Annotated in this window: 24 protein-coding genes; 6 read left to right on the top strand and 18 right to left on the bottom strand. The window is 72.7% G+C overall.

Annotated elements, in window-relative coordinates; all coding sequences use genetic code 11:
• Positions 1-39: 39 nt before the first annotated feature.
• From ABD981_RS29660 to hisI, 3 genes are read right to left on the bottom strand one after another with little or no spacing between them, the layout of a single operon-like run.
• Positions 40-699 (bottom strand): TIGR02234 family membrane protein, encoded by a 660-nt coding sequence (locus ABD981_RS29660; protein WP_046907039.1) that lies wholly within the window; start codon positions 697-699, stop codon positions 40-42.
• A 25-nt stretch (positions 700-724) separates the two neighbouring features.
• Complete coding sequence (locus ABD981_RS29655; protein ID WP_046907038.1) at positions 725-2218, bottom strand: anthranilate synthase component I; 1494 nt, start codon at positions 2216-2218, stop codon at positions 725-727.
• An 11-nt stretch (positions 2219-2229) separates the two neighbouring features.
• Complete coding sequence (gene hisI / locus ABD981_RS29650) at positions 2230-2598, bottom strand: phosphoribosyl-AMP cyclohydrolase (protein ID WP_046907037.1); 369 nt, start codon at positions 2596-2598, stop codon at positions 2230-2232.
• 84 nt (positions 2599-2682) lie between these two features.
• Between hisI and ABD981_RS29645 the strand changes: the two genes are divergently transcribed.
• A complete protein-coding gene (locus ABD981_RS29645; protein ID WP_046907036.1) occupies positions 2683-3318 on the top strand; it encodes a TIGR03085 family metal-binding protein in 636 nt (211 codons plus the stop codon).
• Positions 3319-3458: 140 nt separating this feature from the next.
• On the opposite strand, the gene ABD981_RS29640 is transcribed toward ABD981_RS29645, so the two are convergent.
• The 10 genes from ABD981_RS29640 to hisD form a co-directional block, all read right to left on the bottom strand.
• The gene (locus ABD981_RS29640) at positions 3459-4718 is read right to left on the bottom strand and encodes an MFS transporter (RefSeq protein WP_046907035.1); all 1260 of its coding nucleotides are present in this window, start codon (positions 4716-4718) and stop codon (positions 3459-3461) included.
• Positions 4719-4722: 4 nt separating this feature from the next.
• On the bottom strand, positions 4723-5310 hold the full coding sequence (locus ABD981_RS29635; protein ID WP_046907034.1) for a winged helix-turn-helix domain-containing protein: 588 nt from the start codon (positions 5308-5310) through the stop codon (positions 4723-4725).
• A 120-nt stretch (positions 5311-5430) separates the two neighbouring features.
• On the bottom strand, positions 5431-6186 hold the full coding sequence (gene hisF, locus ABD981_RS29630; protein WP_046907033.1) for an imidazole glycerol phosphate synthase subunit HisF: 756 nt from the start codon (positions 6184-6186) through the stop codon (positions 5431-5433).
• A complete protein-coding gene (locus tag ABD981_RS29625) occupies positions 6183-6596 on the bottom strand; it encodes a RidA family protein (RefSeq protein WP_046907032.1) in 414 nt (137 codons plus the stop codon). The genes hisF and ABD981_RS29625 overlap by 4 nt, the downstream gene beginning before the upstream one ends.
• A complete protein-coding gene (gene priA / locus ABD981_RS29620; protein ID WP_046907031.1) occupies positions 6593-7321 on the bottom strand; it encodes a bifunctional 1-(5-phosphoribosyl)-5-((5-phosphoribosylamino)methylideneamino)imidazole-4-carboxamide isomerase/phosphoribosylanthranilate isomerase PriA in 729 nt (242 codons plus the stop codon). Before priA ends, ABD981_RS29625 begins: the two co-directional genes overlap by 4 nt.
• Positions 7318-7965 carry an imidazole glycerol phosphate synthase subunit HisH gene (gene hisH / locus ABD981_RS29615; RefSeq protein WP_046907030.1) on the bottom strand — a complete coding sequence of 216 codons (648 nt, stop codon included), beginning with the start codon at positions 7963-7965 and terminating at the stop codon, positions 7318-7320. The genes priA and hisH overlap by 4 nt, the downstream gene beginning before the upstream one ends.
• Positions 7962-8126: a hypothetical protein gene (locus tag ABD981_RS29610; RefSeq protein WP_046907029.1), complete on the bottom strand. Its 165-nt coding sequence runs from the start codon at positions 8124-8126 to the stop codon at positions 7962-7964. The genes hisH and ABD981_RS29610 overlap by 4 nt, the downstream gene beginning before the upstream one ends.
• 2 nt (positions 8127-8128) lie before the next feature.
• On the bottom strand, positions 8129-8722 hold the full coding sequence (gene hisB / locus ABD981_RS29605; RefSeq protein WP_046907028.1) for an imidazoleglycerol-phosphate dehydratase HisB: 594 nt from the start codon (positions 8720-8722) through the stop codon (positions 8129-8131).
• Entirely contained in the window at positions 8719-9852 is a 1134-nt protein-coding gene (locus tag ABD981_RS29600) for a histidinol-phosphate transaminase (RefSeq protein ID WP_240495166.1), read from the bottom strand. Before ABD981_RS29600 ends, hisB begins: the two co-directional genes overlap by 4 nt.
• The gene (gene hisD, locus ABD981_RS29595) at positions 9849-11192 is read right to left on the bottom strand and encodes a histidinol dehydrogenase (RefSeq protein WP_046907026.1); all 1344 of its coding nucleotides are present in this window, start codon (positions 11190-11192) and stop codon (positions 9849-9851) included. Before hisD ends, ABD981_RS29600 begins: the two co-directional genes overlap by 4 nt.
• A gap of 173 nt (positions 11193-11365) precedes the next feature.
• Between hisD and ABD981_RS29590 the strand changes: the two genes are divergently transcribed.
• The 4 genes from ABD981_RS29590 to ybaK all read left to right on the top strand — a co-directional run bounded on the left by ABD981_RS29590 (position 11366) and on the right by ybaK (position 15437).
• Positions 11366-12967 carry a hypothetical protein gene (locus ABD981_RS29590; protein WP_046907025.1) on the top strand — a complete coding sequence of 534 codons (1602 nt, stop codon included), beginning with the start codon at positions 11366-11368 and terminating at the stop codon, positions 12965-12967.
• 147 nt (positions 12968-13114) lie between these two features.
• Positions 13115-14182, top strand: coding sequence for a hypothetical protein (locus ABD981_RS29585; RefSeq protein ID WP_046907024.1), 1068 nt, complete (start codon positions 13115-13117; stop codon positions 14180-14182).
• A 5-nt stretch (positions 14183-14187) separates the two neighbouring features.
• Positions 14188-14925, top strand: coding sequence for an LON peptidase substrate-binding domain-containing protein (locus ABD981_RS29580; protein ID WP_046907023.1), 738 nt, complete (start codon positions 14188-14190; stop codon positions 14923-14925).
• 11 nt (positions 14926-14936) lie between these two features.
• Positions 14937-15437 carry a Cys-tRNA(Pro) deacylase gene (gene ybaK / locus ABD981_RS29575; RefSeq protein WP_046907022.1) on the top strand — a complete coding sequence of 167 codons (501 nt, stop codon included), beginning with the start codon at positions 14937-14939 and terminating at the stop codon, positions 15435-15437.
• A 60-nt stretch (positions 15438-15497) separates the two neighbouring features.
• Here ybaK and ABD981_RS29570 read toward each other — a convergent pair whose 3' ends face one another.
• From ABD981_RS29570 to ABD981_RS29555, 4 genes are all read right to left on the bottom strand, one after another.
• Positions 15498-16121: a hypothetical protein gene (locus ABD981_RS29570; RefSeq protein WP_046907021.1), complete on the bottom strand. Its 624-nt coding sequence runs from the start codon at positions 16119-16121 to the stop codon at positions 15498-15500.
• A gap of 34 nt (positions 16122-16155) precedes the next feature.
• Positions 16156-16965: an ABC transporter permease gene (locus ABD981_RS29565; RefSeq protein WP_046907120.1), complete on the bottom strand. Its 810-nt coding sequence runs from the start codon at positions 16963-16965 to the stop codon at positions 16156-16158.
• 130 nt (positions 16966-17095) lie between these two features.
• A complete protein-coding gene (locus tag ABD981_RS29560) occupies positions 17096-18067 on the bottom strand; it encodes an ABC transporter ATP-binding protein (protein WP_205628142.1) in 972 nt (323 codons plus the stop codon).
• Between the two features lie 20 nt (positions 18068-18087).
• A complete protein-coding gene (locus tag ABD981_RS29555) occupies positions 18088-19437 on the bottom strand; it encodes an NYN domain-containing protein (RefSeq protein ID WP_046907020.1) in 1350 nt (449 codons plus the stop codon).
• 217 nt (positions 19438-19654) lie between these two features.
• Between ABD981_RS29555 and ABD981_RS29550 the strand changes: the two genes are divergently transcribed.
• Positions 19655-19828 carry a hypothetical protein gene (locus ABD981_RS29550; protein WP_165590919.1) on the top strand — a complete coding sequence of 58 codons (174 nt, stop codon included), beginning with the start codon at positions 19655-19657 and terminating at the stop codon, positions 19826-19828.
• A 75-nt stretch (positions 19829-19903) separates the two neighbouring features.
• Here the strand turns inward: ABD981_RS29550 and dnaE are convergent, their stop codons facing one another.
• Complete coding sequence (dnaE, locus tag ABD981_RS29545; protein ID WP_046907019.1) at positions 19904-23443, bottom strand: DNA polymerase III subunit alpha; 3540 nt, start codon at positions 23441-23443, stop codon at positions 19904-19906.
• Between the last annotated feature and the right edge of the window lie 95 nt (positions 23444-23538).

Below are 23538 nucleotides of genomic sequence, written 5' to 3'. Positions count from 1 at the left end.
TGCCCGAACGATCACGCGTCGCGCTCGCGGTCCGGCCGCTCAGTCGCCGCGGGTGGGGTCCTCGCCCCGGTCGAGGGCCTTCCACAGCTCCTCGGGCCGGTCCGGATCGGCGGTCGCGGGACGGCGCGCCGCGCGGGGGGCGCCGGAGCGCTCGTAGCGTCCGCCCATGGCGGGCCAGGCCTTGCCGTAGCGGAGGGCGAAGAGCCCGGCGGCCAGGATGAGCACGGCGCCGGCGGCGGTGACGTACGGCCAGACGGTGTGGCTGAGGCCGTCGACGACGGCGGCGGTGTTGCCGCTGATGCGGGCTGCCTCGGCGTCGAGCGCGGTGCTGTCGGAGGCGCCGAGGACGGCAGCGAGGGCCGCTCCCGCGCCGCTGAGGGCGAGCAGGGCGGCGACCAGGGTGCGGCCGGTGCGGCGGACGGCGAAGACGGCGACGAGCGCGGCGAGGCCGACGATCGCGAGGGCGGTCGGCACACCGGTGACGGCGCCTCCGTCGGCCTCGACGGGCACGGCGCCGCCGCCGACGGCGGCGGTCCCCTCGGCCCAGATCTGGCCCGCGGAGAGCAGCACGACGGTGGCTCCGAGGGCGCCGAGCAGGAGGGCCGCGGCCAGGCTGCGTCGGGCGCCCGAGGAGGAGGCGGCGCCGCCCGCGCGGGCGGCTCGGGGCTGGGGTACGGGTACGGCACTCACGTACCCCACTATCCCCTACCGGCTCAGTCCGCGTTCATCCGGTCGTGGTCATCCGGTTGGCGGTGTGGACGGCACGGAGCACCGCCGCGGCCTTGTTGCGGCACTCGTTGTCCTCCGCGACCGGGTCGGAGTCGGCCACGACACCGGCGCCGGCCTGCACGTACGCGGTGCCGTCGCGCAGCAGCGCGGTGCGGATCGCGATCGCCGTGTCCGAGTCCCCGGCGAAATCGAGATACCCGACACATCCGCCGTAGAGGCCGCGCCGGGTGGGTTCGAGCTCCTCGATGATCTGCATCGCGCGGGGCTTGGGCGCGCCGGAGAGGGTGCCGGCCGGGAAGCAGGCGGTGAGCACGTCGAAGGCCGTCCGTCCCTCGGCGACCCTGCCGGTCACGGTGGAGACGATGTGCATGACGTGCGAGTACCGCTCGATCGACATGAAGTCCACGACCTCGACGGAGCCCGGCTCGCAGACCCGGCCGAGGTCGTTGCGGCCGAGGTCGACGAGCATGAGGTGCTCGGCGCGCTCCTTGGGGTCGGCGAGCAGCTCCTCGGCGAGTTCGTGGTCCTCCTGCGGGGTGGCGCCGCGGTGCCGGGTGCCGGCGATGGGGTGGACCATCGCGCGCCCGTCCTCGACCTTGACCAGCGCCTCGGGCGAGGAGCCGACCACGTCGAAGCCGTTCTCGAAGCGGAAGAGGTACATGTACGGGGAGGGGTTGGTGGCCCGCAGGACCCGGTACACGTCCAGGGCGGTGGCGGCGCACGGGGTCTCGAAGCGCTGCGAGGGCACCACCTGGAAGGCCTCGCCGGCCCGGATGCGCTCCTTGATGTCCTCGACGGCGTCCTGGTAGGCCGGGCCGCCCCACAGGGCGGAGAACTCGGGGAGCTCCGAGGCGGGCAGGGCGGCGGGGACGGTGGCGACCGGGCGGGCCAGGTCGGCCTCCATCGCGTCGAGGCGGGCGACGGCGTCCGCGTACGCCTCGTCGACACCGGTCTCCAGGTCGTTGTGGTTGATCGCGTTGGCGATCAGCAGGACCGTGCCGTCCCAGTGGTCCAGGACGGCGAGGTCGCTGGTGAGCAGCATGGTGAGCTCGGGCAGCTTCAGGTCGTCGCCGCCGTGCTCGCCGATGCGCTCCAGGCGGCGCACGATGTCGTAGCCGAGGTAGCCGACCATGCCGCCGGTGAACGGGGGCATCCCGCCCGCGAGGTCGCGGGGCGTGTGGAGGGTCTCGACGGTCGCCTTGAGGGCGGCGAGCGGGTCGCCGTCGACCGGGACGCCGACCGGCGGGGTGCCGAGCCAGTGGGCCTCGCCGTCCTCGACGGTGAGGGTGGCGTCGCTGCGGACCCCGATGAAGGAGTAGCGGGACCAGCTGCGCCCGTTCTCAGCGGATTCGAGGAGAAAGGTGCCGGGGCGTTCGGCGGCGAGCTTGCGGTAGAGCCCGACCGGGGTGTCGCCGTCGGCGAGGAGCCTGCGGCTGACGGGGATGACGCGGCGGTCGGCCGCCAGCTTGCGGAAGTGCTCGAGATCCATGGCGCCAGACCCTACTCGGCCGCGAGGAGGACGTCGGCGTCGAAGCAGGTGCGGGCGCCGGTGTGGCAGGCGGCGCCCACCTGGTCGACCTTGACCAGCAGCGTGTCGGCGTCGCAGTCGAGCGCGACGGACTTGACGTGCTGGACGTGGCCGGAGGTGTCGCCCTTGACCCAGTACTCGCGGCGGCTGCGGGACCAGTAGGTGCAGCGGCCGGTGGTGAGGGTGCGGTGCAGGGCCTCGTCGTCCATCCAGCCGAGCATGAGCACCTCGCCGGTGTCGTACTGCTGGGCGATGGCGGGGACCAGGCCGTCCTCGCTCCGCTTGAGGCGGGCGGCGATGGCCGGGTCGAGGTCGCTGGGGGTGCGGGGCGTGCTGCTCATGGCGCCATTCTGCCGCGCCCGGCGGACAGGTCCGGCGGAGCGTCCACTGGGCGGACCGGTGGGCGCCGCCGTACCCTGGCGAGCATGTCGACCCATGCCAAGCGTGAACGCCTTCTGCTCGCCGACCTGTTGGAGGCGGCCGGCCCGGACGCCCCCACGCTGTGCGAGGGCTGGCGGACCCGGGACCTGGCGGCCCACGTGGTGGTGCGCGAGCGCCGCCCGGACGCGGCGGCCGGTTCGGTGGTCCCCGCACTGAAGGCCAGGCTGGAGCGGGTGCAGGCGGAGTTCGCCGAGAAGCCGTACGAGGAGCTGATCCAGCTCCTCCGTACGGGACCGCCGAAGCTCTCGCCGTTCACGATCAAGCAGGTGGACGAGGGCGCGAACGTGGTGGAGTTCTACGTCCACGCCGAGGACGTGCGCCGGGCGCAGCCGGACTGGTCGGCGCGCGAACTCGACCCGGTCTTCTCCGACGCGCTCTGGTCGCGTCTGGAGAGGTCCGCCCGGCTGCTGGGCCGCAAGGCCCCGGTGGGCCTGGTGCTGCGCCGCCCGAACGGCCAGACGACGGTGGCGCACAAGGGCACCCCGGTGGTGACGGTCTCCGGCGAGCCGGGCGAGCTGACGATGTTCCTGTTCGGTCGCCAGGACTCGGCGAAGGTGTCCCTGGACGGCGAGCAGGAGGCCGTGGACCGGCTGCACGAGACGAAGCAGCTGGGAATCTGAGCGACCGGCCCGTTCAGGCACCGGCCTGTTCAGGGAGCGGCGCGTTCAGGGAGCGGCGCTATCCGTGCGGCGAGCGGCGCTCCCTCTCCGGACAGCGGCGCTGTCCATGCCGACGGCTCCGCCCCTGCCGACAGTTCCGCCTATGCCGACAGCTCCGCCCTGCGGACGGCCGGGACGAGGAGGCCGTAGACGCCCGAGAGGGCGCAGACGGACGCGCTGACGACGTACACCGGGCCGAGGCCCCACAGGCCGATCGCCGCGCCCGTGAGCGGGTAGCTGAGCGGGGCGAGGCCGAGCGAGCAGAGGCCGGCCACGGCGGTGACGCGGCCGAGGTAGCCGGGGTCGCAGTGGGTCTGCAGGAGGGCGTTGCACAGCGCCCCGGAGAGCCCGGCGAACAGGCCGATGGCGAGGGCGACGGCGGCCGCCACGGGCAGCAGCGTCGTGAAGGCGAGGGCGCCGATCGCGACGGCCCCGAGGGTCATGGTCCAGCCGCTGACGGCCCCGGCGCGCGGCACGTGTCCCCGTACGGTCAGGAGCAGCGAGGCGGCGCCCGCGCCCGTACCGAAGCCGGCGAGGATCCAGCCGATGCCGGAGGCGCCCCAGTCGCGCTGTTCGGCCAGGACGGCGAGGCCGATGTTGAGGGGGCCGGCGAAGCCGAGGTCGCTGAGCAGCACGATGATCATCAGCGGGCCGAGGACCCGGTGTCCGCGCAGGTACCGCAGCCCGTCGGCGAGCTCGCCGAGGGCGGTGCCGCCGCGGGCCGCGTCGGCGGCGGGGAGCGGGCGGAGCCGGAGCGCGCACAGCAGGGGGACCGAGAGGGCGAAGAGCACTCCGGCGGCCCCGAAGGCGGTGGCCGGGCCGCCGACGGCGACCGCGAGTCCGCCGAGCGGGCCGCCGAGGACGGCTCCGCAGCGGTACGCGAGGCCGCGCAGGCCCTGGAGCCGGGCCAGCTGGTCGTGCGGGGCGATCCGTGGCGGCAGGGCGCCGACGGCGGGCAGGAACAGGGCGTCGACGGTGCCGAAGACGAGGGCGACCGCGGCGAGCACCCACAGGCCGGGCGAGGTGAGGAAGAGCGCCGCGGCGAGGCCGAGGACGACGAGGCTGCGGACGGCGTCGGAGCCGATGACGACCCGCCGCGGCCCGAACCGGTCGGCGAGCACTCCCCCGCCGAGCATGAGCAGCGCGCGGGGCACGGCGGCGACGGCGAGGACGAGTCCGGCCTGGGCGGGGCTGCCGGTGCTGACGACGGTCCAGGACAGGGCGAGGTGGTAGATGCTGTCGCCGAGCGTGGAGGCGGTGTAGGCGCCGACCCAGCGCAGCACGTCGGGGTCGCGGTGGGCGGGGCGCGCGGGCGCGGCGGCGGCGACGGCCGCGGGGACCGTCGGGGTCGTCGGGGTCACCGGGTCAGCCCCGGTACGGGAAGCCGAAGAGGTGGACGGCGACGTTCTCGCGGCCCTCGGTCTCGCCGGCGGCCTCGGCGGCGCGGGCCCGCTCGTCGTACTTCCGGACGACCGCGTCGAGCTCCGCGCCGAGCTCGGCGAGTTCGGCGGCGGTGAGCCGGGGCAGCCACTCCGAGCTCATGGCGGCGCTCCGCCAGGCCTCGGGCCAGGTGTGCCGCTCGTCGAGGAAGCGACCGTGCATCTCGGTGCGCTGGGCGTTGACGGTACGGCCGAAGGCGACGGTCGCGGCGGCGAGTTCGGGCGCGTCGCGGACGTCCTCCTCGTGGATGCTGAACCCGTAGGAGCTGGGCTGCCACCAGCGCTCGCGACCGTCGGCGGACTGGGCCTCGGCCTCCTCGACGAGGCCGTGGTCGGCCAGCTTGCGCAGGTGGTAGCTGACGAGGGAGACGGCCTCGTCGACCTGGCCGGCGAGCTGGGAGGCCGTGGCGGTGCGGGCCACGAAGAGGGCGCGGTAGAGGCGCATCCGCAGCGGGTGGGAGATGGCTTTGAGGGTGCCGAGATCGGTGATCCGGCGGTTCTCCGACGAGGTCATGCCAAGAACCCTAGATAGGAAAGAAAACTTGCGCAACAGAAGTTGCACAAATAATCCTGCACATCTCCCGAAAGGAAGGGCCCCCGGGATCCGGGGGCCCTTCCTCGAACGGAATCCGGCTCAGCGCACCTGGTGGCCGGCTTCCTTCAGCGCCTGCTTGACCTCGCCGATCCGCAGATCGCCGAAGTGGAAGACCGAGGCCGCGAGCACCGCGTCCGCGCCCGCCGCGATGGCCGGCGGGAAGTCGGCGAGCTTGCCGGCGCCGCCGGAGGCGATCACCGGCACGGTCACGTGCTTGCGCACGGCCGCGATCATCTCGGTGTCGTAGCCGTCCTTCGTGCCGTCCGCGTCCATCGAGTTGAGCAGGATCTCGCCCGCGCCCAGCTCGGCGGCCCGGTGCGCCCACTCGACGGCGTCGATGCCGGTGCCCCGGCGGCCGCCGTGGGTGGTGACCTCGAACGAGCCCGACTCGGTGCGGCGCGCGTCGACCGAGAGCACCAGGACCTGGCGGCCGAAGCGCTCGGCGATCTCGCGGATCAGCTCCGGGCGGGCGATGGCGGCCGTGTTGACGCCCACCTTGTCCGCGCCGGCCCGCAGCAGCTTGTCGACGTCCTCGGCGGAGCGGACCCCGCCGCCGACGGTCAGCGGGATGAAGACCTGCTCGGCGGTGCGGCGGACCACGTCGTAGGTGGTCTCCCGGTTGCCGGAGGAGGCGGTGATGTCGAGGAAGGTCAGCTCGTCGGCACCCTCGGCGTCGTACAGCTTGGCCATCTCGACCGGGTCGCCCGCGTCCCGCAGGTTCTGGAAGTTGACGCCCTTGACGACCCGGCCGTTGTCCACGTCCAGGCAGGGGATCACGCGTACGGCGAGGCTCATGCGGTGTCCCCCTCGGCGGTGTCCGGGCGGTAGGCCTCCACCTCGACCTCGACGACCAGCCGCGGGTCCACGAACCCGGAGACGATGATCATGGAGGCGGCGGGACGGACGGCGTCGAAGAGCTCCTTGTGGGCGCGGCCGACCTCGTCCACGTCCCGCGCGTGGGTGATGTACATCCGGGTGCGGACGACGTGCTCGGCGCCCAGGCCCAGCTGCTTCAGGGCGTCGAAGGCCACGTTGAAGGAGTTGACGGTCTGCTCGTACGGACCGCCGTCGGAGATCGCCCCGCCCACCACGGAGGTGCAGCCGGCCACCAGGACGGTCCCGTTCGGCAGCTCCACCGCGCGGGAGTAGCCGAACTGCTCCTCCCAGGGGGCGCCGGTCACGACCTTGCGCACGGACCCGCTCATCCGGCCACCGCCTGGAGCGCCTCTTCCAGGGTGAAGGCCTTCGCGTACAGCGCCTTGCCGACGATGGCGCCCTCGACGCCCAGCGGGACCAGGCCCGACAGGGCCCGCAGGTCGTCCAGGGAGGAGACGCCGCCGGAGGCGACGACGGGCTTGTCGGTGGCCGCGCAGACGTTCCTCAGGAGCTCCAGGTTGGGGCCCTCCAGGGTGCCGTCCTTGGCGATGTCGGTCACCACGTAACGGGCGCAGCCCTCGGAGTCGAGGCGGGCCAGCGTCTCGTACAGGTCGCCGCCGTCGCGGGTCCAGCCCCGGCCGCGCAGGGTCGTGCCGCGCACGTCCAGGCCGACGGCGATCTTGTCGCCGTGCTCGGCGATGACCTTGGCGACCCACTCGGGCGTCTCCAGGGCGGCCGTACCCAGGTTGACGCGGGTGCAGCCGGTGGCGAGGGCCGCGGCGAGCGAGGCGTCGTCGCGGATGCCGCCGGAGAGCTCGACCTTGATGTCCATGGCCTCGGTGACCTCGCGGACCAGCTGCCGGTTGTCGCCCGTGCCGAAGGCGGCGTCCAGGTCGACGAGGTGCAGCCACTCGGCGCCGGAGCGCTGCCACGCGAGGGCGGCCTCCAGGGGCGAGCCGTAGGAGGTCTCGGTGCCGGACTCGCCGTGCACGAGGCGGACGGCCTGGCCGTCGCGGACGTCGACGGCGGGGAGGAGTTCGAGCGCGCTGGTCACAGGGTTCCGATCCAGTTGGTGAGGAGCTGGGCGCCGGCGTCGCCGGACTTCTCGGGGTGGAACTGGGTCGCCCACAGGGCGCCGTTCTCCACCGCGGAGACGAACGGCTCGCCGTGGGTGGACCAGGTCACCTTGGGGGCACGGATGTGGGGGTTGCCGATCTCCAGCTCCCACTGGCGCACCCCGTAGGAGTGCACGAAGTAGTAGCGGGTGTCGGCGTCGAGGCCGGCGAAGAGCTCGCTGCCCTCCGGCGCGTCGACCGTGTTCCAGCCCATGTGGGGCACGACCGGGGCCTTCAGCGGCTCGACCGAGCCGGGCCACTCGTCGAGCCCCTCGGTCTCCACGCCGTGCTCGATGCCGCGGGCGAAGAGGATCTGCATGCCCACGCAGATGCCCATGACCGGCCGGCCGCCGGAGAGCCGGCGCCCGATGATCCAGTCGCCGCGGGCCTCCTTGAGGCCCTCCATGCAGGCGGAGAAGGCACCGACGCCGGGGACCAGCAGCCCGTCGGCGTTCATGGCCCGCTCGTAGTCGCGGGTGATCTCCACGTCGGCGCCGACCCGGGCGAGGGCGCGCTCGGCGGAGCGGACGTTGCCGAAGCCGTAGTCGAAGACGACGACCTTCTTGGGACCGCCGACGCTCATGCCCACACGTCCAGCCGGAGCAGACCGGCGGCGAGGCACATGACCGCGCCGAAGGAGAGCAGCACGATGAGGCCCTTGGGCATCTTCTGCTTGACGAAGGAGTAGATGCCGCCGAGCAGGAAGAGGCCGACGACGATCAGGATGGTGGAGAGGCCGTTCACGGTTACAGCGCGCCCTTCGTGGAGGGGAGGATTCCGGCGGCGCGCGGGTCACGCTCGGAGGCGTAGCGCAGGGCCCGGGCGAGCGCCTTGAACTGGCACTCGACGATGTGGTGGGCGTTGCGCCCGTACGGCACGTGGACGTGCAGGGCGATCTGCGCCTGGGCGACGAAGGACTCCATGATGTGCCGGGTCATCGTCGTGTCGTAGGAGCCGATCATCGGCGCCATGTTCTCGGGCTCGGTGTGCACCAGGTAGGGGCGGCCGGAGAGGTCGACGGTGACCTGGGCGAGCGACTCGTCCAGCGGGACGGTGCAGTTGCCGAAGCGGTAGATGCCGACCTTGTCGCCGAGCGCCTGCTTGAAGGCGGCGCCGAGGGCGAGGGCGGTGTCCTCGATGGTGTGGTGCGAGTCGATGTGGAGGTCGCCGTCGGTCTTCACGGTCAGGTCGAACAGACCGTGCCGACCGAGCTGGTCGAGCATGTGGTCGTAGAAGCCGACCCCGGTCGACACGTCGACCTTTCCGGTGCCGTCGAGGTCGATCTCGACGACGACGGACGTCTCCTTGGTGGTGCGCTCAACGCGGCCTACGCGGCTCATGCGTCCTGCTCCTTCTTCAACTCACGAACCGCGTCGAGGAACGCGTCGTTCTCTTCGGGGGTGCCCGCGGTGACCCGCAGCCAGCCCGGTACGCCGTTGTCCCGGACCAGGACGCCCCGGTCGAGGATCTTCCGCCAGGCCGCGTGGGAGCCCTCCGCTCCGTCGAAGCGGCCGAACTGGACGAAGTTGGCGTCGGACTCGGTGACCTCGTAGCCGATGGCCCTCAGCTCGCCGACGAGGCGGTCGCGCTCGGCCTTGAGCTGCTCGACGTACCCGAGGAGGGTGTCGGTGTGCTCCAGGGCGGCGAGCGCGGTGGCCTGGGTGACGGCGGACAGGTGGTACGGCAGGCGCACCAGCTGGACGGCGTCGACCACGGCCGGGTGGGCGGCCAGGTAGCCCAGGCGCAGCCCGGCCGCGCCGAAGGCCTTGGACATGGTCCGGGAGACCACCAGGTTCGGGCGGCCCTCGATGAGGGGCAGCAGCGAGTCGCGGTGGCTGAACTCCACGTAGGCCTCGTCGACGACCACCAGCGAGGGCTTGGCGGCCTGGGCGGCCTCGTACAGCGCGAGCACCGTCTCCGCCTCGACCGCCGTCCCCGTGGGGTTGTTGGGCGAGGTGACGAAGACGACGTCCGGCGCGTTCTCGGCGATGGCCTGGCGGGCCGCCTCGAGGTCGATGGTGAAGTCCTCGTTGCGGGGGCCGGAGATCCAGCCGGTGCCGGTGCCGCGGGCGATCAGGGCGTGCATCGAGTACGAGGGCTCGAAGCCGATCGCGGTGCGGCCGGGTCCGCCGAAGGTCTGCAGCAGCTGCTGGAGGACCTCGTTGGAGCCGTTGGCGGCCCACACGTTGGCCATGGCGACCGGGTGCTTGCCGGTGCGGGTGAGGTAGCGGGCGAGCTCGGTGCGCAGCTCGACCGCGTCCCGGTCGGGGTAGCGGTTGAGGCCGCGGGCGGCCTCGGCGACCCGCTCCGCGATCCGGGCCACCAGGGGCTCGGGCAGCGGGTAGGGGTTCTCGTTGGTGTTCAGCTGGACGGGCACGTCGAGCTGGGGCGCGCCGTAGGGGGACTTGCCCTTCAGCTCGTCGCGGATCGGAAGGTCGTCGATCCCGAGGGTGTCGTTCGTGTCGCTCACTTGCTCTCGGGCACCTTCCATCCGAAGCGGGCCTTGATGGCGGCGCCGTGCGCGGGCAGGTCCTCGGCCTCGGCGAGGGTCACCACGTGGTGGGCGACCTCGGCGAGCGCGTCGCGCGTGTAGTCCACGATGTGCACGCCGCGCAGGAAGGACTGCACGGACAGGCCCGAGGAGTGGCAGGCGCAGCCGCCGGTGGGCAGCACGTGGTTGGAGCCGGCGCAGTAGTCGCCGAGGGAGACCGGGGCCCAGGGGCCGACGAAGATCGCGCCCGCGTTGCGGACCCGGTCGGCGACCGCGGCGGCGTCGGCGGTCTGGATCTCCAGGTGCTCGGCGCCGTAGGCGTCGACGACCCGCAGGCCCTCGTCCAGGCCGTCGACCAGGACGATCGCGGACTGGCGGCCGGCGAGCGCCGGGACGATCCGGTCGTCGACGTGCTTGGAGGCGGCGACCTGGGTCTTGAGCTCGGCCTCGACGGCCTCGGCGAGCTCCGGGGACGCGGTGACGAGCACGGAGGCGGCCATCGGGTCGTGCTCGGCCTGGCTGATCAGGTCGGCGGCGACGTGCACCGGGTCGGCGGTGGAGTCCGCGAGGACCGCGATCTCGGTGGGGCCGGCCTCGGCGTCGATGCCGATGCGGCCCTTGAGGAGGCGCTTGGCGGCGGCGACGTAGATGTTGCCGGGCCCGGTGACCAGGTTGACGGGCGCGCAGCCGGGCGTGTCGGAGCCGCCGTCGGTGCCGTACGCGAACATGGCGACGGCCTGGGCGCCGCCGGCCGCGTAGACCTCGTCGACGCCGAGCAGGGCGCAGGCGGCGAGGATGGTCGGGTGCGGCAGGCCGCCGAACTCCTTCTGCGGGGGCGAGGACACGGCGATGCCCTCGACCCCGGCCTCCTGGGCCGGGACCACGTTCATCACGACGGACGAGGGGTAGACCGAACGCCCGCCCGGCACGTAGAGGCCGACGCGCTCGACGGGGATCCACTTCTCGGTGACCGTGCCGCCGGGCACGACCTGGGTGGTGTGGGTGGTGCGGCGCTGCTCGCGGTGGACGAGGCGGGCGCGGCGGATGGACTCCTCGAGGGCGGCGCGGACGGCCGGGTCGAGCTCGTCGAGGGCGCGGGTGAGCTCCTCGGCGGGCACGCGCAGGCTCTCGACGCGGACGCCGTCGAACTTCTCCCCGTAGTCGATCACCGCTGCGGCGCCATGATGCCGGACGTCCTCGCAGATCGGCCGCACCTTCTCCAGGGCGGCTTCCACGTCGAACTCGGCACGGGGCAGCAGGTCACGCAGGGCGGCACCCTCGGGGAGGGCCGCGCCGCGCAGATCGATTCGAGAGATCACGGGTCAATTCTCGCAGACGCCCCACAGCCCCGGACGCCCGTATCACTGGCTGATACGGGCCACTCTGGCGTCTTGTCGCCACTCCTGACCGTTAGCGTTCAGTCCGTCACTCAGCGGGAAGAACGGCTGTACGAATCCGGGGATGCGGAATCGTGGGAAGCGAGGGGGCGGCAGTGACCGAGCCGCGCGTGGACGACGGAGTGCCGGAGGGCCTGACCGGCCCGGAGCGGTTCATGTGGAGGGCGTTCAGGATCGGCAAGGCGTGTGATCTCAGGGAGGGGATGGCGGAGCGGGACGATCCGTTCGACCGGCAGGTGGTGTGGGGCGAGGAGCGCAGCGTGCGGGCCGAGGTGGTCGCGCAGCTGCTGCTCGACGGACCGCCCGCCCGGTCCGGGCGCGTCGCGGCCCTGAAGCTGCGCGGGGCGCGGATCACGGGGGTGCTCAATCTGGCGGGCGGCACGATAGGGCCGTACGTGGAGCTGAACGGCTGCCGCTTCGACGGCGAGGTGGTGCTGCCCGAGGCCCACTTCGGGACGCTGCGGATCATCGAGTGCGCGATACCCCGGCTGGAGGCGGCGCGCCTGCACACGGCGGGCGACCTGCACCTGCCGCGCTGCCGGGTGGAGCGGGGCATCCGCCTGACGGACGCCCAGATCGGCACGGACCTGCTGATCAACCAGATCCGGGTGTGGCCGGACCGGCGCGGCCGGGCGATCACGGCGGACGGCCTGGTGGTCGCCCAGGACCTCCAGGCCGAGCTGATCGAGACGTACGGGGAACTGAGCCTGCGCGGGGCCAAGGTCGGCGTGTCGCTGAGCCTGCGGGGCAGCGTGCTGCGCGGCGCCCAGCAGCGCCGCGCGCTGAACGCGCCGCAGCTGACGGTCGAGCGCACGCTCTATCTGAACGCGGCCTGGGTGTACGACGCCTCGGGCAACTCCACGGCCACCCCGCCGTACGGGGTGACCCCGGCCCAGGGCGCCCGGCGCAAGCCCGTCGAGTGCCACGGCGGGGTCCGGCTCGACGACGGGCGCTTCGGGGACTCGGTGGACCTGCACTACGCCCGCTTCCTGCTGGACGGCTCGCGGCGCGAGGAGCTGTCGCTGCGCCGCATCGTCACGCCCGAGCTCCGCTTCAACGGCGAGCGCCCCGAGGAGGGCAGGGTCGTCCTCAACGGGGCGAAGGTGGTGACCCTGATCGACCTCTCCACGAGCTGGCCGGGCCCGGGCGGCCTCGCGCTGAGCGGCTTCGTCTACGAGACCCTCGTGCCGTACGGGCACTTCCCGCTCAGCCGGCGCCTGGAGTGGGTCGCGGCGGCGACCCCGGAGTACGCGCCGGAGCCGTACGAGCGCCTGGCGACGGTGCTGCGCAACAGCGGGGAGGACGCCGACGCGCGCGAGGTGCTGCTCGCCAAGCAGCGGCGGCGCCGGGAGACCCTGCCGGTGGCCGGAAAGCTCTGGGGCTACGTCCAGGACCTGGCGGTGGCCTACGGCTACCGCCCGGGGCGCGCAGCCCTGTGGATGGCCGTCCTGTGGGCGGCCGGGGCGTACGCCTTCTCGCACTACGACCCGGTGGCGCTGAAACCGGGCGAGGCGCCGAAGTGGAGCGCCACCCTCTACGCGCTCGACGTGCTGCTCCCGGTGATCGACCTCGGCCAGGCAGGCTACTGGCGGATGGAGGGCTTCTGGCAGTGGGCGTCGACGGTGCTGATCCTGCTCGGCTGGGTGCTGGCGACGACGGTGGCGACGGGAGCCTCGCGCCTCCTGAGACGCGGCTGACAGCCGGAAGGGCCGGGGCCCACGAGGCCGGAGAGTCACCACCCACCCCCTTTCTTTACGCTGTCTTGACCCCCTTCAGAACAACCTTCCGGCCGCCACCAAGTCTTCACAGTCCCCCACTGGCGCGGCCCTCACCTGCGGTTTTGAATGTTTCGCACGATGTCACTGCTCCGCGCCCTGATCGGCACCGCCCGCCGCGTCCGGCACACCCCGCGCCTGGCCGCCGGGCTCCCGCCGGACGACGACGTGCTGCTCGACGCGCCGGACGCGAGGCTGGCGCCGGCCCTCGTCGCCGCCGCCCTCGCCGACCCGGAACCGGCCGCCAAACTCCTCGCCACCACCCGGGACGCCGCCGACTGGGAGGACCGGGACCGCTACGTCAGGCGGCTGAGCACCTTCGCGTACAGCAGGGACGGGTGGCTGCGGCACTGGCTCGCGGCCGCCCCGCACGACCCGGACGCCCTCCTCGTCACGGCACAACTCGCCGTACGCCGGGCCTGGGAGTCGCCGGCCAGGGCGGAGCGGCTGCGCGAGCTCGGGCCGCTGATCGAGGCGGCGACCGAGGCCGCCCCGCGCGACCCGGTGCCGTGGCGGCTCGCCCTGGACCACGCGCGCGGCACGCACGCCCGGCACACGGAGTTCGAGGCCCTGTGGGAGCAGGCGGTGCGCCGCGCCCCGCACCACTACGGCTGCCACGTGGCCGCCCTCAAGTACCTGTCGGCGCAGTGGTACGGCTCGCACCCCGAGTGCTTCGACTTCGCCGAGCAGGCCGCGGAGGACGCGCTGCCCGGCTCGCTGGTCCAGGCCCTGCCGGTGCGGGCGGCCTTCGCCCAGCTGCTCGCGGGCCCGGGCCACGGAGTGGCCGCCGACCGCGTCGACGCGGCGGCCGACCGGGCGCTGGCCCTGTCGGCGGAGTTCCCGGCGGGCGACCCGTGGCCGGCGGAGGTGCGCAACCTCCTCGTACACGTCCTCGTCGGGCGGTCCCGCCCGCACGACGCCCTGGCGGAGTTCACCCGGATCGGGACCCACGCCACCTCCTTCCCCTGGACCCTCCTGGCGGAGGACCCGCTGAACGCCTTCCTGGAGGCCCGGACGACCACGGTCCGCGAGGTGGCCCGGCGCACCCGGCTGCGCGCGGGGCGCCCCGGGCGGGCGTCCGCGGAGGGGAAACCCGACCGGGCCGACGGTGAAGGCTCGCCCGGCCACTACGCTTGACCGCTGTGACCACCGCTCGCCTGCCCCTCTTCCCGCTCAACGCGGTGCTGTTCCCGGGCCTCGTGTTGCCCCTGAACGTCTTCGAGCAGCGTTATCGCGCCATGATGCGCGAGCTGCTCAAGACCGACGACTCCGAGCCGCGGCGCTTCGCGGTCGTGGCGATCCGGGACGGCCGGGAGGTCGCGCCGACGGCGCCGGGCCTGCCGGACCAGACGGCGCTGCCGGAGAAGGGCCCGACGGCCGGATTCGGCCCGGACCCGATCCAGGCCTTCCACCGGGTCGGCTGCATCGCCGACGCGGCCCAGATCCGGGAGCGCCCGGACGGCGGCTTCGAGGTGATGGCCACCGGCACGACCCGGGTGAAGCTGCTGTCGGTCGACGCCAGCGGCCCGTTCCTGACGGCCGAGCTGGAGGAGATCCCGGAGGAGCAGGGCGACGAGGCGGGCACCCTGGCCGAGGGCGTCCTGCGCGCCTTCAGGAACTACCAGAAGCGGCTGGCCGGGGCCCGCGAGCGCTCCCTGACGACGAGCGAACTGCCCGACGACCCCTCCGTCGTCTCCTACCTGGTGGCGGCGGCAGCGGTGCTGGACACCCCGGCGAAGCAGCGGCTGCTGCAGGCCCCGGACACGGCGACGCGGCTGCGCGAGGAGCTGTCGTTGCTGCGCGCCGAGACGGCGGTCCTGCGCCACCTGCCGTCCCTGCCCGCGGTGGAGCTGACCCGCACGCCTACCAGCCCGAACTGACGGGAGCCCCCGTGGCGAAGAAGCAGCAGAAGAAGAACACCGGCGGCACCCCGGCCACGGTGGCCCTGACGGCCGCGAACACCCCCCACACCCTCCACTCCTACGAGCACGACCCGGCGACCCCGTCGTACGGCGAGGAGGCGGCGAACGCGATGGGCGTCTCGCCCACCCGGGTCTTCAAGACCCTGGTCGCGGACGTGGACGGCGAGCTGACGGTGGCGGTGGTCCCCGTGGCGGGCCAGCTGGACCTGAAGGCGCTGGCCTCGGCGGTGGGCGGCAAGCGGGCGACGATGGCGGACCCGGCGGCGGCCGAGCGCACGACCGGCTACGTCCGCGGCGGCATCTCCCCGCTGGGCCAGCGCAAGCGCCTGCGCACGGTCCTGGACAGCTCGGCCGAGGAGCACACCACGATCTGCGTCTCGGCGGGCCGCAGGGGCCTGGAGGTGGAGCTGTCCCCCCAGGACCTGGCGACCCTCACGAACGCGGTCCTGGCCCCCATCGGCAGAGCCTGAGGCCGAACAGAGACGGGAGCGGGCGCCGAGGAGGGCGCACACGGCACGGAAAGGCCGGCCTCAGGCCGTGGGCAACGGCGGCCAGGCCTCGTCCTCGGGCTCGGGATCACGAGGCCCGAAGAGCGCGGTCAGCGCGAGGTGCACGATCATCGCGGCGATGGGCCAGGCCAGCATGGCCGCGGCCGCCATGTTGAGTTCGAGCGGCGCCTGGAAGTCGACGTTGGGTCCGACCGCCTTGGCGTGGGCGACGACATCGCGCTCGGGCCCGAGCCAGACCCCCACGCCCCAGGCGAGCAGCGACCCGAGCACGCCGCCGAGGGCGAGCCCGAGCACGAGCGCGATCCCCCCGTACCGGTGAACGAGAAAGACGATCCCGGCGGCGACGGCGCCGAACCCGAGCGCGAGCAGGACGAACGTCCCGTCCATGCCGATGGCCGCCTCCCCCTCGCTGTTGCGCAGGAAGACCGCCTTGCCGTCGGAGATCAGGGTGACCCGCGGCGCGAGCCACAGCCAGAGCAGTCCGAGCAGGACCCCCGCGACCCCGGAGCCGGCGGCCACCACGGCGGCCTGCCGCAGCTCGGTGCCGGTGCTCGGGGCGCCGTCCGGTTCGGCCTGCGCGGGATAGGGCGAGGGCCAGTGGGAGTCGTTCGGCGGCTGGTGGGGCGGAGTCAGAGGTGCGGTCACGACGCCATCGTGCCAGGTGCGGCTGTGCGCCGCCTCAGCGGACCGCCGCCCGACGGTACGCCCAGGTGGCGACGGCGAGCGAGACGAGACCGACGGCCCCGCAGACCGCGAGGTCGAGACAGACGGCGGCCCAGTCCGGCCGCGCGTCGAAGGTGCGGGCCAGGGCCTCCACCCCGTACGTGGAGGGCAGCAGGTCCCGCGCCCAGCCGATGGGCCCGGGCAGCCGCTCGGGCGGCAGCACGCCGAGCAGCAGGGCCGCCGACATGCCCAGCTGACCGAGCAGGGTGGCCAGTTCCGGCCGGGGCGCGAGCAGCCCCAGCGCGGCGCCGAGCCCGGCGAGGGCGGCGCCGGAGAGCGGCACGACGGCGACCAGGATCCACAGGTGCCCGAGGGGCAGCCCGAACAGCAGGGAACCGGCCACGGCGGTCACGACGGTCCCGGGCACGGTGAAGGAGGCATAGGCGCCGGCCGCGCCGAGCACCACGGCGGCGGGCGGCACGGGCAGGGTCGCGTAGTGGTCGAGCCCGCCGCCGGCCCGCAGCTGCCCGAAGTACTGGGCGAGCAGGTTGAGCGCGACGAAGGCCACGACGAGGACGGCGGAGCCGGCCACCACGGCCCGCGCCTCCGAGCCGCCGTCCACGACCCCCCGCATCAGGACCATGATCCCGATCGACTGGAAGGTCGCGACGAAGAGCAGCGGGATCCGGGAGACCCGGGCGCGCGAGAGCTGCGCGCGGTAGACGGCGGCGAGCGAGGGCAGCAGTCGGGCGCGGGGGGCGAGGGGGGCGGCGACGTGGTCGTCCACGTCCCCGGCCGGGCGGTCGCCGAGGGCGGCGGCGGGCAGGGCCTCCGCGGGCAGGGTGCTCAACTCGTACAGCTCCTGACGGACGACAGGTACACGACCGCGAACAGGCACACGACCGACGGCGAGGAATCGAGTGCCGGCGGACGCGCCACGGTATGCGACGAACGCTTCACGCCTTCACCAGCCCCCGGTTCTCGCCCCCGAGCGCCAGGTAGACGTCCTCCAGGCTCGGCGTGGCGAGGGTGAAGTCGTCGAGGGCGGCGAAGGCCGCCCCGCCGGTGACGGCGGCGACCGCGGCACGGGCCTCGTCCGGGGCGAGCCGGAGGGTCCAGCGGCGCCCCGACTCCTGGGCGGAGGGGCGCAGCGCGGCGACCTCGGGGACGTCCAGGGGCGCCCGCTCGCGCCAGACGAGCTCGACCCGGACCTCTCCCGCGACCCGTTCCTTGAGTCCCGCGGGGGTGTCGCAGGCGATGACCCGGCCGCGGTCGATGACGGCGACGCGGTCGAGGACGGTCTCGGCCTCGATGACGTTGTGGGTGACGAGCAGCACGGTGGCGCCGCGTTCGGCGCGCCGCCGGTCGACGGCGGCCCAGACGGCGCGGCGGGCGACGGGGTCCATGCCGGTGGTGGGCTCGTCGAGGACGAGGACGGGCCGTTCGCCGACGAGGGCGGCGGCGACGCAGGCGAGCCGGCGCTGGCCGCCGGAGAGCTTCTTCAGGGGGCGCCCGGCGATCTCGGCGAGGCCGAGCTCGTCGAGCACGGCGTCCCGCTCGGCCCGGGCGTCGCGGGCGCCGAGTCCGCGCAGCCGCGCGGTGGTCTCGGCGGCGAGGGCGACGGTGAGCTCGTCGAGGGCGGTGGACTCCTGGCCGAGGTGGGCGAGCAGCCGGGCGGCGCGCTCGGGGTGGCGCACCAGGTCGTGGCCGAGCATCCGGACGGAGCCGGAGTCGGGGCGCATGAGTCCGGTCAGCTGGCGGACCAGGGTGGACTTGCCGGCGCCGTTGGGTCCGAGCAGGCCGAAGATCTCGCCGCCGCTCACATCGAGGCTGATCCCGTCGGTAGCCCGGACCTCGGGGGTCGCGGGGGCTCCGCGTCTGCCGCGTGTGGCGGGGTACGTCTTGACCAGATCCCGCACCACGCACACCGTACTCACGAGGGATGAGCCTACGGGGTCCCCCGGCTCTCCTCGGGCGCGGGGGCGTGTTGTGCGGCGGCGTGGACGTCGATCTCGCGCCAGAAGCCGGCCCGGATCGCGTAGCGGTCGTGCTCGTCGATCTGGTCGTCCTTGTGGGCGAGGAGGCCGAAGCGGGCGGCGTAGCGGAGGAGTTCGCCGTCGATGCGGTGCGGGATGCGCGGGTACATGGCGGCGAGCTTCTGGACGTGGCCGGATTCGGGGAGCCGGTCGAGCCAGCGGCGGGCGAAGACCTGGCCGACCTCGTAGGGGTCGCCGCCGACGGTGGTGATGTCCTCCTCGCGGTCGGCCCAGCGCTGCTCGGCGCTGGTGAGCTGGGCGAGGGTGGGCAGGGAGGCGGTCTCGGCGGGTTCGCCGAGGGGGGCGGCGGGCCGGTCGATCCATCCCCTGTCGGAGGACCAGCGCAGGGTGGCGGCCGGGTGCGGGGCGGTGGGGGCGGCCGGCCCGCGCAGGGCGGCGAGGTCCTTGGGGGTGGGGACGGCCTTGGCGGAGGCGGGCGCGGGGATGGCGGCGCCGTTGACGGCCTCGGTGTCCGCGGCGGCGCCGGCCTCGGCACGCGCGGCCCCGCCGTGGGCGGCCCCCTCGTGCGCGGCCCCGTTGTGCGCGGCCCCGTTGTGCGCGGCCGCGGCCGCGCGTTCGACGGAGGCCCGTTCGGCGGCGGCGCGTTCGGCGGAGGCGGCGAGCGCGGACTCGGGCAGCGGGGCGGAGAGGATGGCGGCGATCTCGGGGCGGGGCACGGGAGGCGGGGCGCAGAGGCCGCTGAGGTCCTTGGCGCGGACGGCCCGGGTGATCCAGGCCCGGTCGAGGACCCGGCGTTCGTCGGCCTCGGCGACGAGGTCCTCCGACTGGTTGTAGTCGCCGTCGGCGGCCTGGACGGCCCAGAGGTGGACGGCGACCCCGTGTTCCTTGGCGGACATCAGTCCGGGCAGCAGGTCGCCGTCGCCGGTGACGAGGACGATGTCGGAACAGGCGCGGTTCCTGGCGAGTTCGGTGAGCTCGGTGTGCATGGCCGCGTCGACGCCCTTCTGCGCCCAGCGCCCGTCGCTGCGGGTCAGGGCGCCGAGCCGGACGGTGACCCGGGGCATGACGCGCAGTCTGCGGTGCTCGGGCTGGGGCACCCGGTCGGGCGCGCCGTCGAACCAGTAGATCCGCAGCAGCGGCTGCTCGGTGTCGGCCTCGGCGCGGTCGCGCAGCTGCCGGATGAGCGCGGCGTGGTCGACCGTGATCCGTGAGCGGGCCGGCTCCCCGGCGAGGAGGCTGGCGGCGGCGCCCAGCAGATAGCCGGCGTCCACCAGGACGACGCAGCGGTCCACGTGTTCCACCCTCTTTCGGGAACCTCGGGATCGGAAGTGCTCAAGGTTGCTCCGAGTCTGCCCGACGGCGCTGGCGTAGAGGTCCGGAACTGGATCATCGGCGTGGCGGATCTCACTCGGAGACCCCGATTACCGTCCGTAATGATCCAAAATGCGGCGGTTCCTGGCGTATGTGAGTCTGACAGCGGCCCTGGCCCCCAGACCCCCTTGAGGAGGCATCATCCCCATGGCCAAGAACCGAAAGCAGGACCGCAGTCAGCAGCGTGGCTCGCAGGCCGAGCGCGGCCAGCAGCAGGCGCAGGCGACCGCGATGGAATCCCAGGCCGAGCAGCGCGCCACCCAGGTCACGCCTGGTGACATGGCACGCAAGGGCCGTCAGAAGCGCTTCGGGCACAACTGACGGATCCACGGCAAAGGGGCGCGCCCGTGACGACGGGCGCGCCCCTTGCGCGTGTGCGGCCTGTGCGGCAGGCGCCTAGCCGGCCAGGCAGGAGGGTCCGAGCAGCACCTTCAGGTCGCCGAAGAGCGCCGGGTCGGGCTGGACCCGGTGCCGGTCGAGCCGGAGCACGGTGGTGGAGCGCGGCCCCTGGAGCCTGATGCGGACCTCGGTGTTGCCGCGGTGGTGCTTGAGGATCTCGCCGAGGCGGCTGACCATCGGCGGGGTGACCTTGACCGTGGGGATGGTGAGGATCACCGGCGCGTTGGTCCCGGCGTTGGAGAGGTCGGGGACCATCAGCTCCATGGCGACCAGACGGGGGATGTCCTCGCGCTTGTCGAGCCGGCCCTTGACGAAGACCACCGTGTCCTCGACGAGCTGGGTGGAGACCAGCTGGTAGGTGGCCGGGAAGAACATGCACTCGATGGAGCCGGCCAGGTCCTCGACGGTGGCGATGGCCCAGGCGTTGCCCTGCTTGGTCATCTTGCGCTGGAGGCCGGAGATGATGCCGCCGATGGTGACCACGGCGCCGTCGGCGTGCTCGCCGCCGGTGAGCTGGGAGATGCCGGCGTCGGTCTTGTCCGACAGCACGTGCTCGAGACCGAAGAGCGGGTGGTCGGAGACGTACAGGCCGAGCATCTCGCGCTCCTGGGCGAGCAGGTAGGCCTTCTCCCACTCGACGTCGGAGAACTCGACGTCGAGGCCGAAGCCGGGCTCGTCGCTGTCCTCCTCGCCCATGCCGCCGAAGAGGTCGAACTGCCCCTCGGCCTCCTTGCGCTTGACGGCGACCACGGTGTCGATCATGGGCTCGTGCTGGGCGACGAGGCCCTTGCGGGTGTGGCCCATGGTGTCGAAGGCGCCGGCCTTGATCAGCGACTCGATGGTCCGCTTGTTGCAGACCACGGCCTCGACCTTGTCGAGGAAGTCGGGGAACGAGGAGTACTTCCCCTTGCTCTTCCGCGTCTTGATGATCGACTCGACGACGTTGGAGCCGACGTTGCGGACGGCGGTGAGGCCGAAGAGGATCACGTCGTCGCCCTGGGCGGCGAAGTTCGACTCGGACTCGTTGACGTTCGGCGGGAGCACCTTGATGCCCATGCGACGGCACTCGTTCAGGTAGACGGCGGACTTGTCCTTGTCGTCCTTGACCGAGGTGAGCAGGCCCGCCATGTACTCGGCCGGGTAGTTCGCCTTGAGGTAGGCGGTCCAGTAGGAGACCAGTCCGTACGCGGCGGAGTGCGCCTTGTTGAAGGCGTAGCCGGCGAAGGGGACCAGCACGTCCCACAGGGCCTGGATGGCCTCGTCGCTGTAGCCGTTCTTCTGGGCGCCGGCCTGGAAGATGGTGAAGTTCTTCGCCAGCTCGTCGGGCTTCTTCTTGCCCATGACGCGGCGGAGGATGTCGGCCTCGCCGAGCGAGTAGCCGGCGATGATCTGGGCGGCCTTCTGCACCTGCTCCTGGTAGACGATCAGGCCGTAGGTGACCGCGAGCACCTCTTCGAGCGGCTGCTCCAGCTCGGGGTGGATCGGGGTGATCTCCTGCTGCTTGTTCTTGCGCAGGGCGTAGTTCGTGTGCGAGTTCATGCCCATCGGGCCCGGGCGGTAGAGCGCGGACACGGCGGAGATGTCTTCGAAGTTGTCGGGCTTCATCAGGCGCAGCAGGGACCGCATGGGCCCGCCGTCGAACTGGAAGACGCCGAGGGTGTCGCCGCGCTGGAGCAGCTCGAAGGTCTTGGGGTCGTCGAGCGGCAGGGCCAGGAGGTCGAGCTCGATCCCCTTGTTGGCCTTCACCATCTTGACGGCGTCGTCCATGATCGTGAGGTTGCGCAGGCCGAGGAAGTCCATCTTCAGCAGGCCGAGCGACTCGCACTGCGGGTAGTCCCACTGCGTGATGGTGACGCCGTCGGTGTGCCGCACCCAGATCGGGGCGTGGTCGACGATGGGCTCGCTGGACATGATCACGCCGGCGGCGTGCACGCCCATCTGCCGGACCAGGCCCTCGACGCCCTTGGCGGTGTCGATGACCTTCTTGACGTCCGGCTCGTTCTCGTACATCCCCCGGATCTCGCCGGCCTCGCTGTAGCGCGGGTGGCTGGGGTTGGTGATGCCGTCGAGGTCGATGCCCTTGCCGAGGACGTCGGCGGGCATGGCCTTGGTGAGCCGGTCGCCCATCGCGTAGGGGTAGCCGAGGACGCGGGCGGAGTCCTTGATCGCGTTCTTGGCCTTGATCTTGCCGTAGGTGCCGATCATGGCGACCTTGTCGGCGCCGTACTTCTCGGTCACGTACCGGATCACCTCGACGCGCCGACGCTCGTCGAAGTCGATGTCGACATCGGGCATCGAGATGCGCTCGGGGTTGAGGAAGCGCTCGAAGATCAGTCCGTGCGGGATGGGGTCGAGGTCGGTGATGCCCATGGCGTACGCGACGATCGAGCCCGCCGCGGAGCCTCGGCCGGGGCCCACGGCGATGCCCTGGCTCTTGGCCCACATGATGAAGTCGGCGACGACGAGGAAGTAGCCCGGGAAGCCCATCGAGATGATGGTGTCCATCTCGTACTCGACCTGCTTCATGCGGTCCTCGGGGATGCCGCCGGGGAAGCGGCGGTGCATGCCCCTCATGGTCTCCGCGCGGAACCAGGTGACCTCGGTGTAGCCCTCCGGGATGTCGAACTTCGGCATGAGGTTCTTGGCCTCGAACATGCCGGCGGTGTCGACCTGCTCGGCGACCAGGAGGGTGTTGCGGCACCCCTCCTGCCAGGCGTCCGAGGAGTCGACCGCGTACATCTCGTCGGTGGACTTCAGGTAGTAGCCGGTGCCGTCGAACTTGAAGCGGTCCGGGTCCGAGAGGTTCTTGCCGGTCTGGATGCACAGCAGGGCGTCGTGGGCGGTGGCCTCGTGCGCGTAGGTGTAGTGCGAGTCGTTGGTGACCAGCGGCGGGATGCCGAGCTTCTTGCCGATCTCCAGGAGCCCGTCGCGGACCCGGCGCTCGATCTCGATGCCGTGGTCCATCAGCTCCAGGAAGTACCGGTCCTTGCCGAAGATGTCCTGGTAGTCGGAGGCGGCCTTCAGGGCCTCGTCGAACTGGCCGAGGCGCAGCCGGGTCTGCAGCTCGCCGGAGGGGCAGCCGGTGGAGGCGATCAGGCCCTCCGACCACTGCGCGATGGTCTCCTTGTCCATCCGCGGCCACTTCTGCAGCCAGCCCTCGGCGTACGCGTCGGAGGAGAGCCGGAAGAGGTTGTGCAGTCCGGTGGCGTTCGCCGCCCAGATGGTCTTGTGGGTGTAACCGCCGGAACCGGAGACGTCGTCCCGCTTCTGGTGCGGCTGGCCCCACTGGATCTTCCGCTTGTTGCGCCGGGACTCCGGGGCCACGTAGGCCTCGATGCCGATGATCGGCGTCACGCCGGCCTTCTTGGCGCTGTGGAAGAAGTCGTAGGCCCCGTGCAGGTTGCCGTGGTCGGACATGGCGATATGGGTCATGCCCATCTCGTTGCACGCGTTGAACATGTCCTTCAGCCGCGCGGCACCGTCCAGCAGGGAGTACTGGGTGTGGACGTGGAGGTGCGTGAAGGGCGGCCGGGTCACGGTGGGATGCCTCCGATGAATTTCTGGGGGGACAGCGTGGAAGTCTACGACGCCCGACCGACAACACCGGGGCACTCGGCGGTACCGTCGCGCGT

This window comes from Streptomyces showdoensis, from assembly GCF_039535475.1.
In the GTDB taxonomy this organism is placed as follows: Bacteria; Actinomycetota; Actinomycetes; order Streptomycetales; family Streptomycetaceae; genus Streptomyces; species Streptomyces showdoensis.
This window is presented reverse-complemented; position numbering and strand designations above follow the sequence as displayed.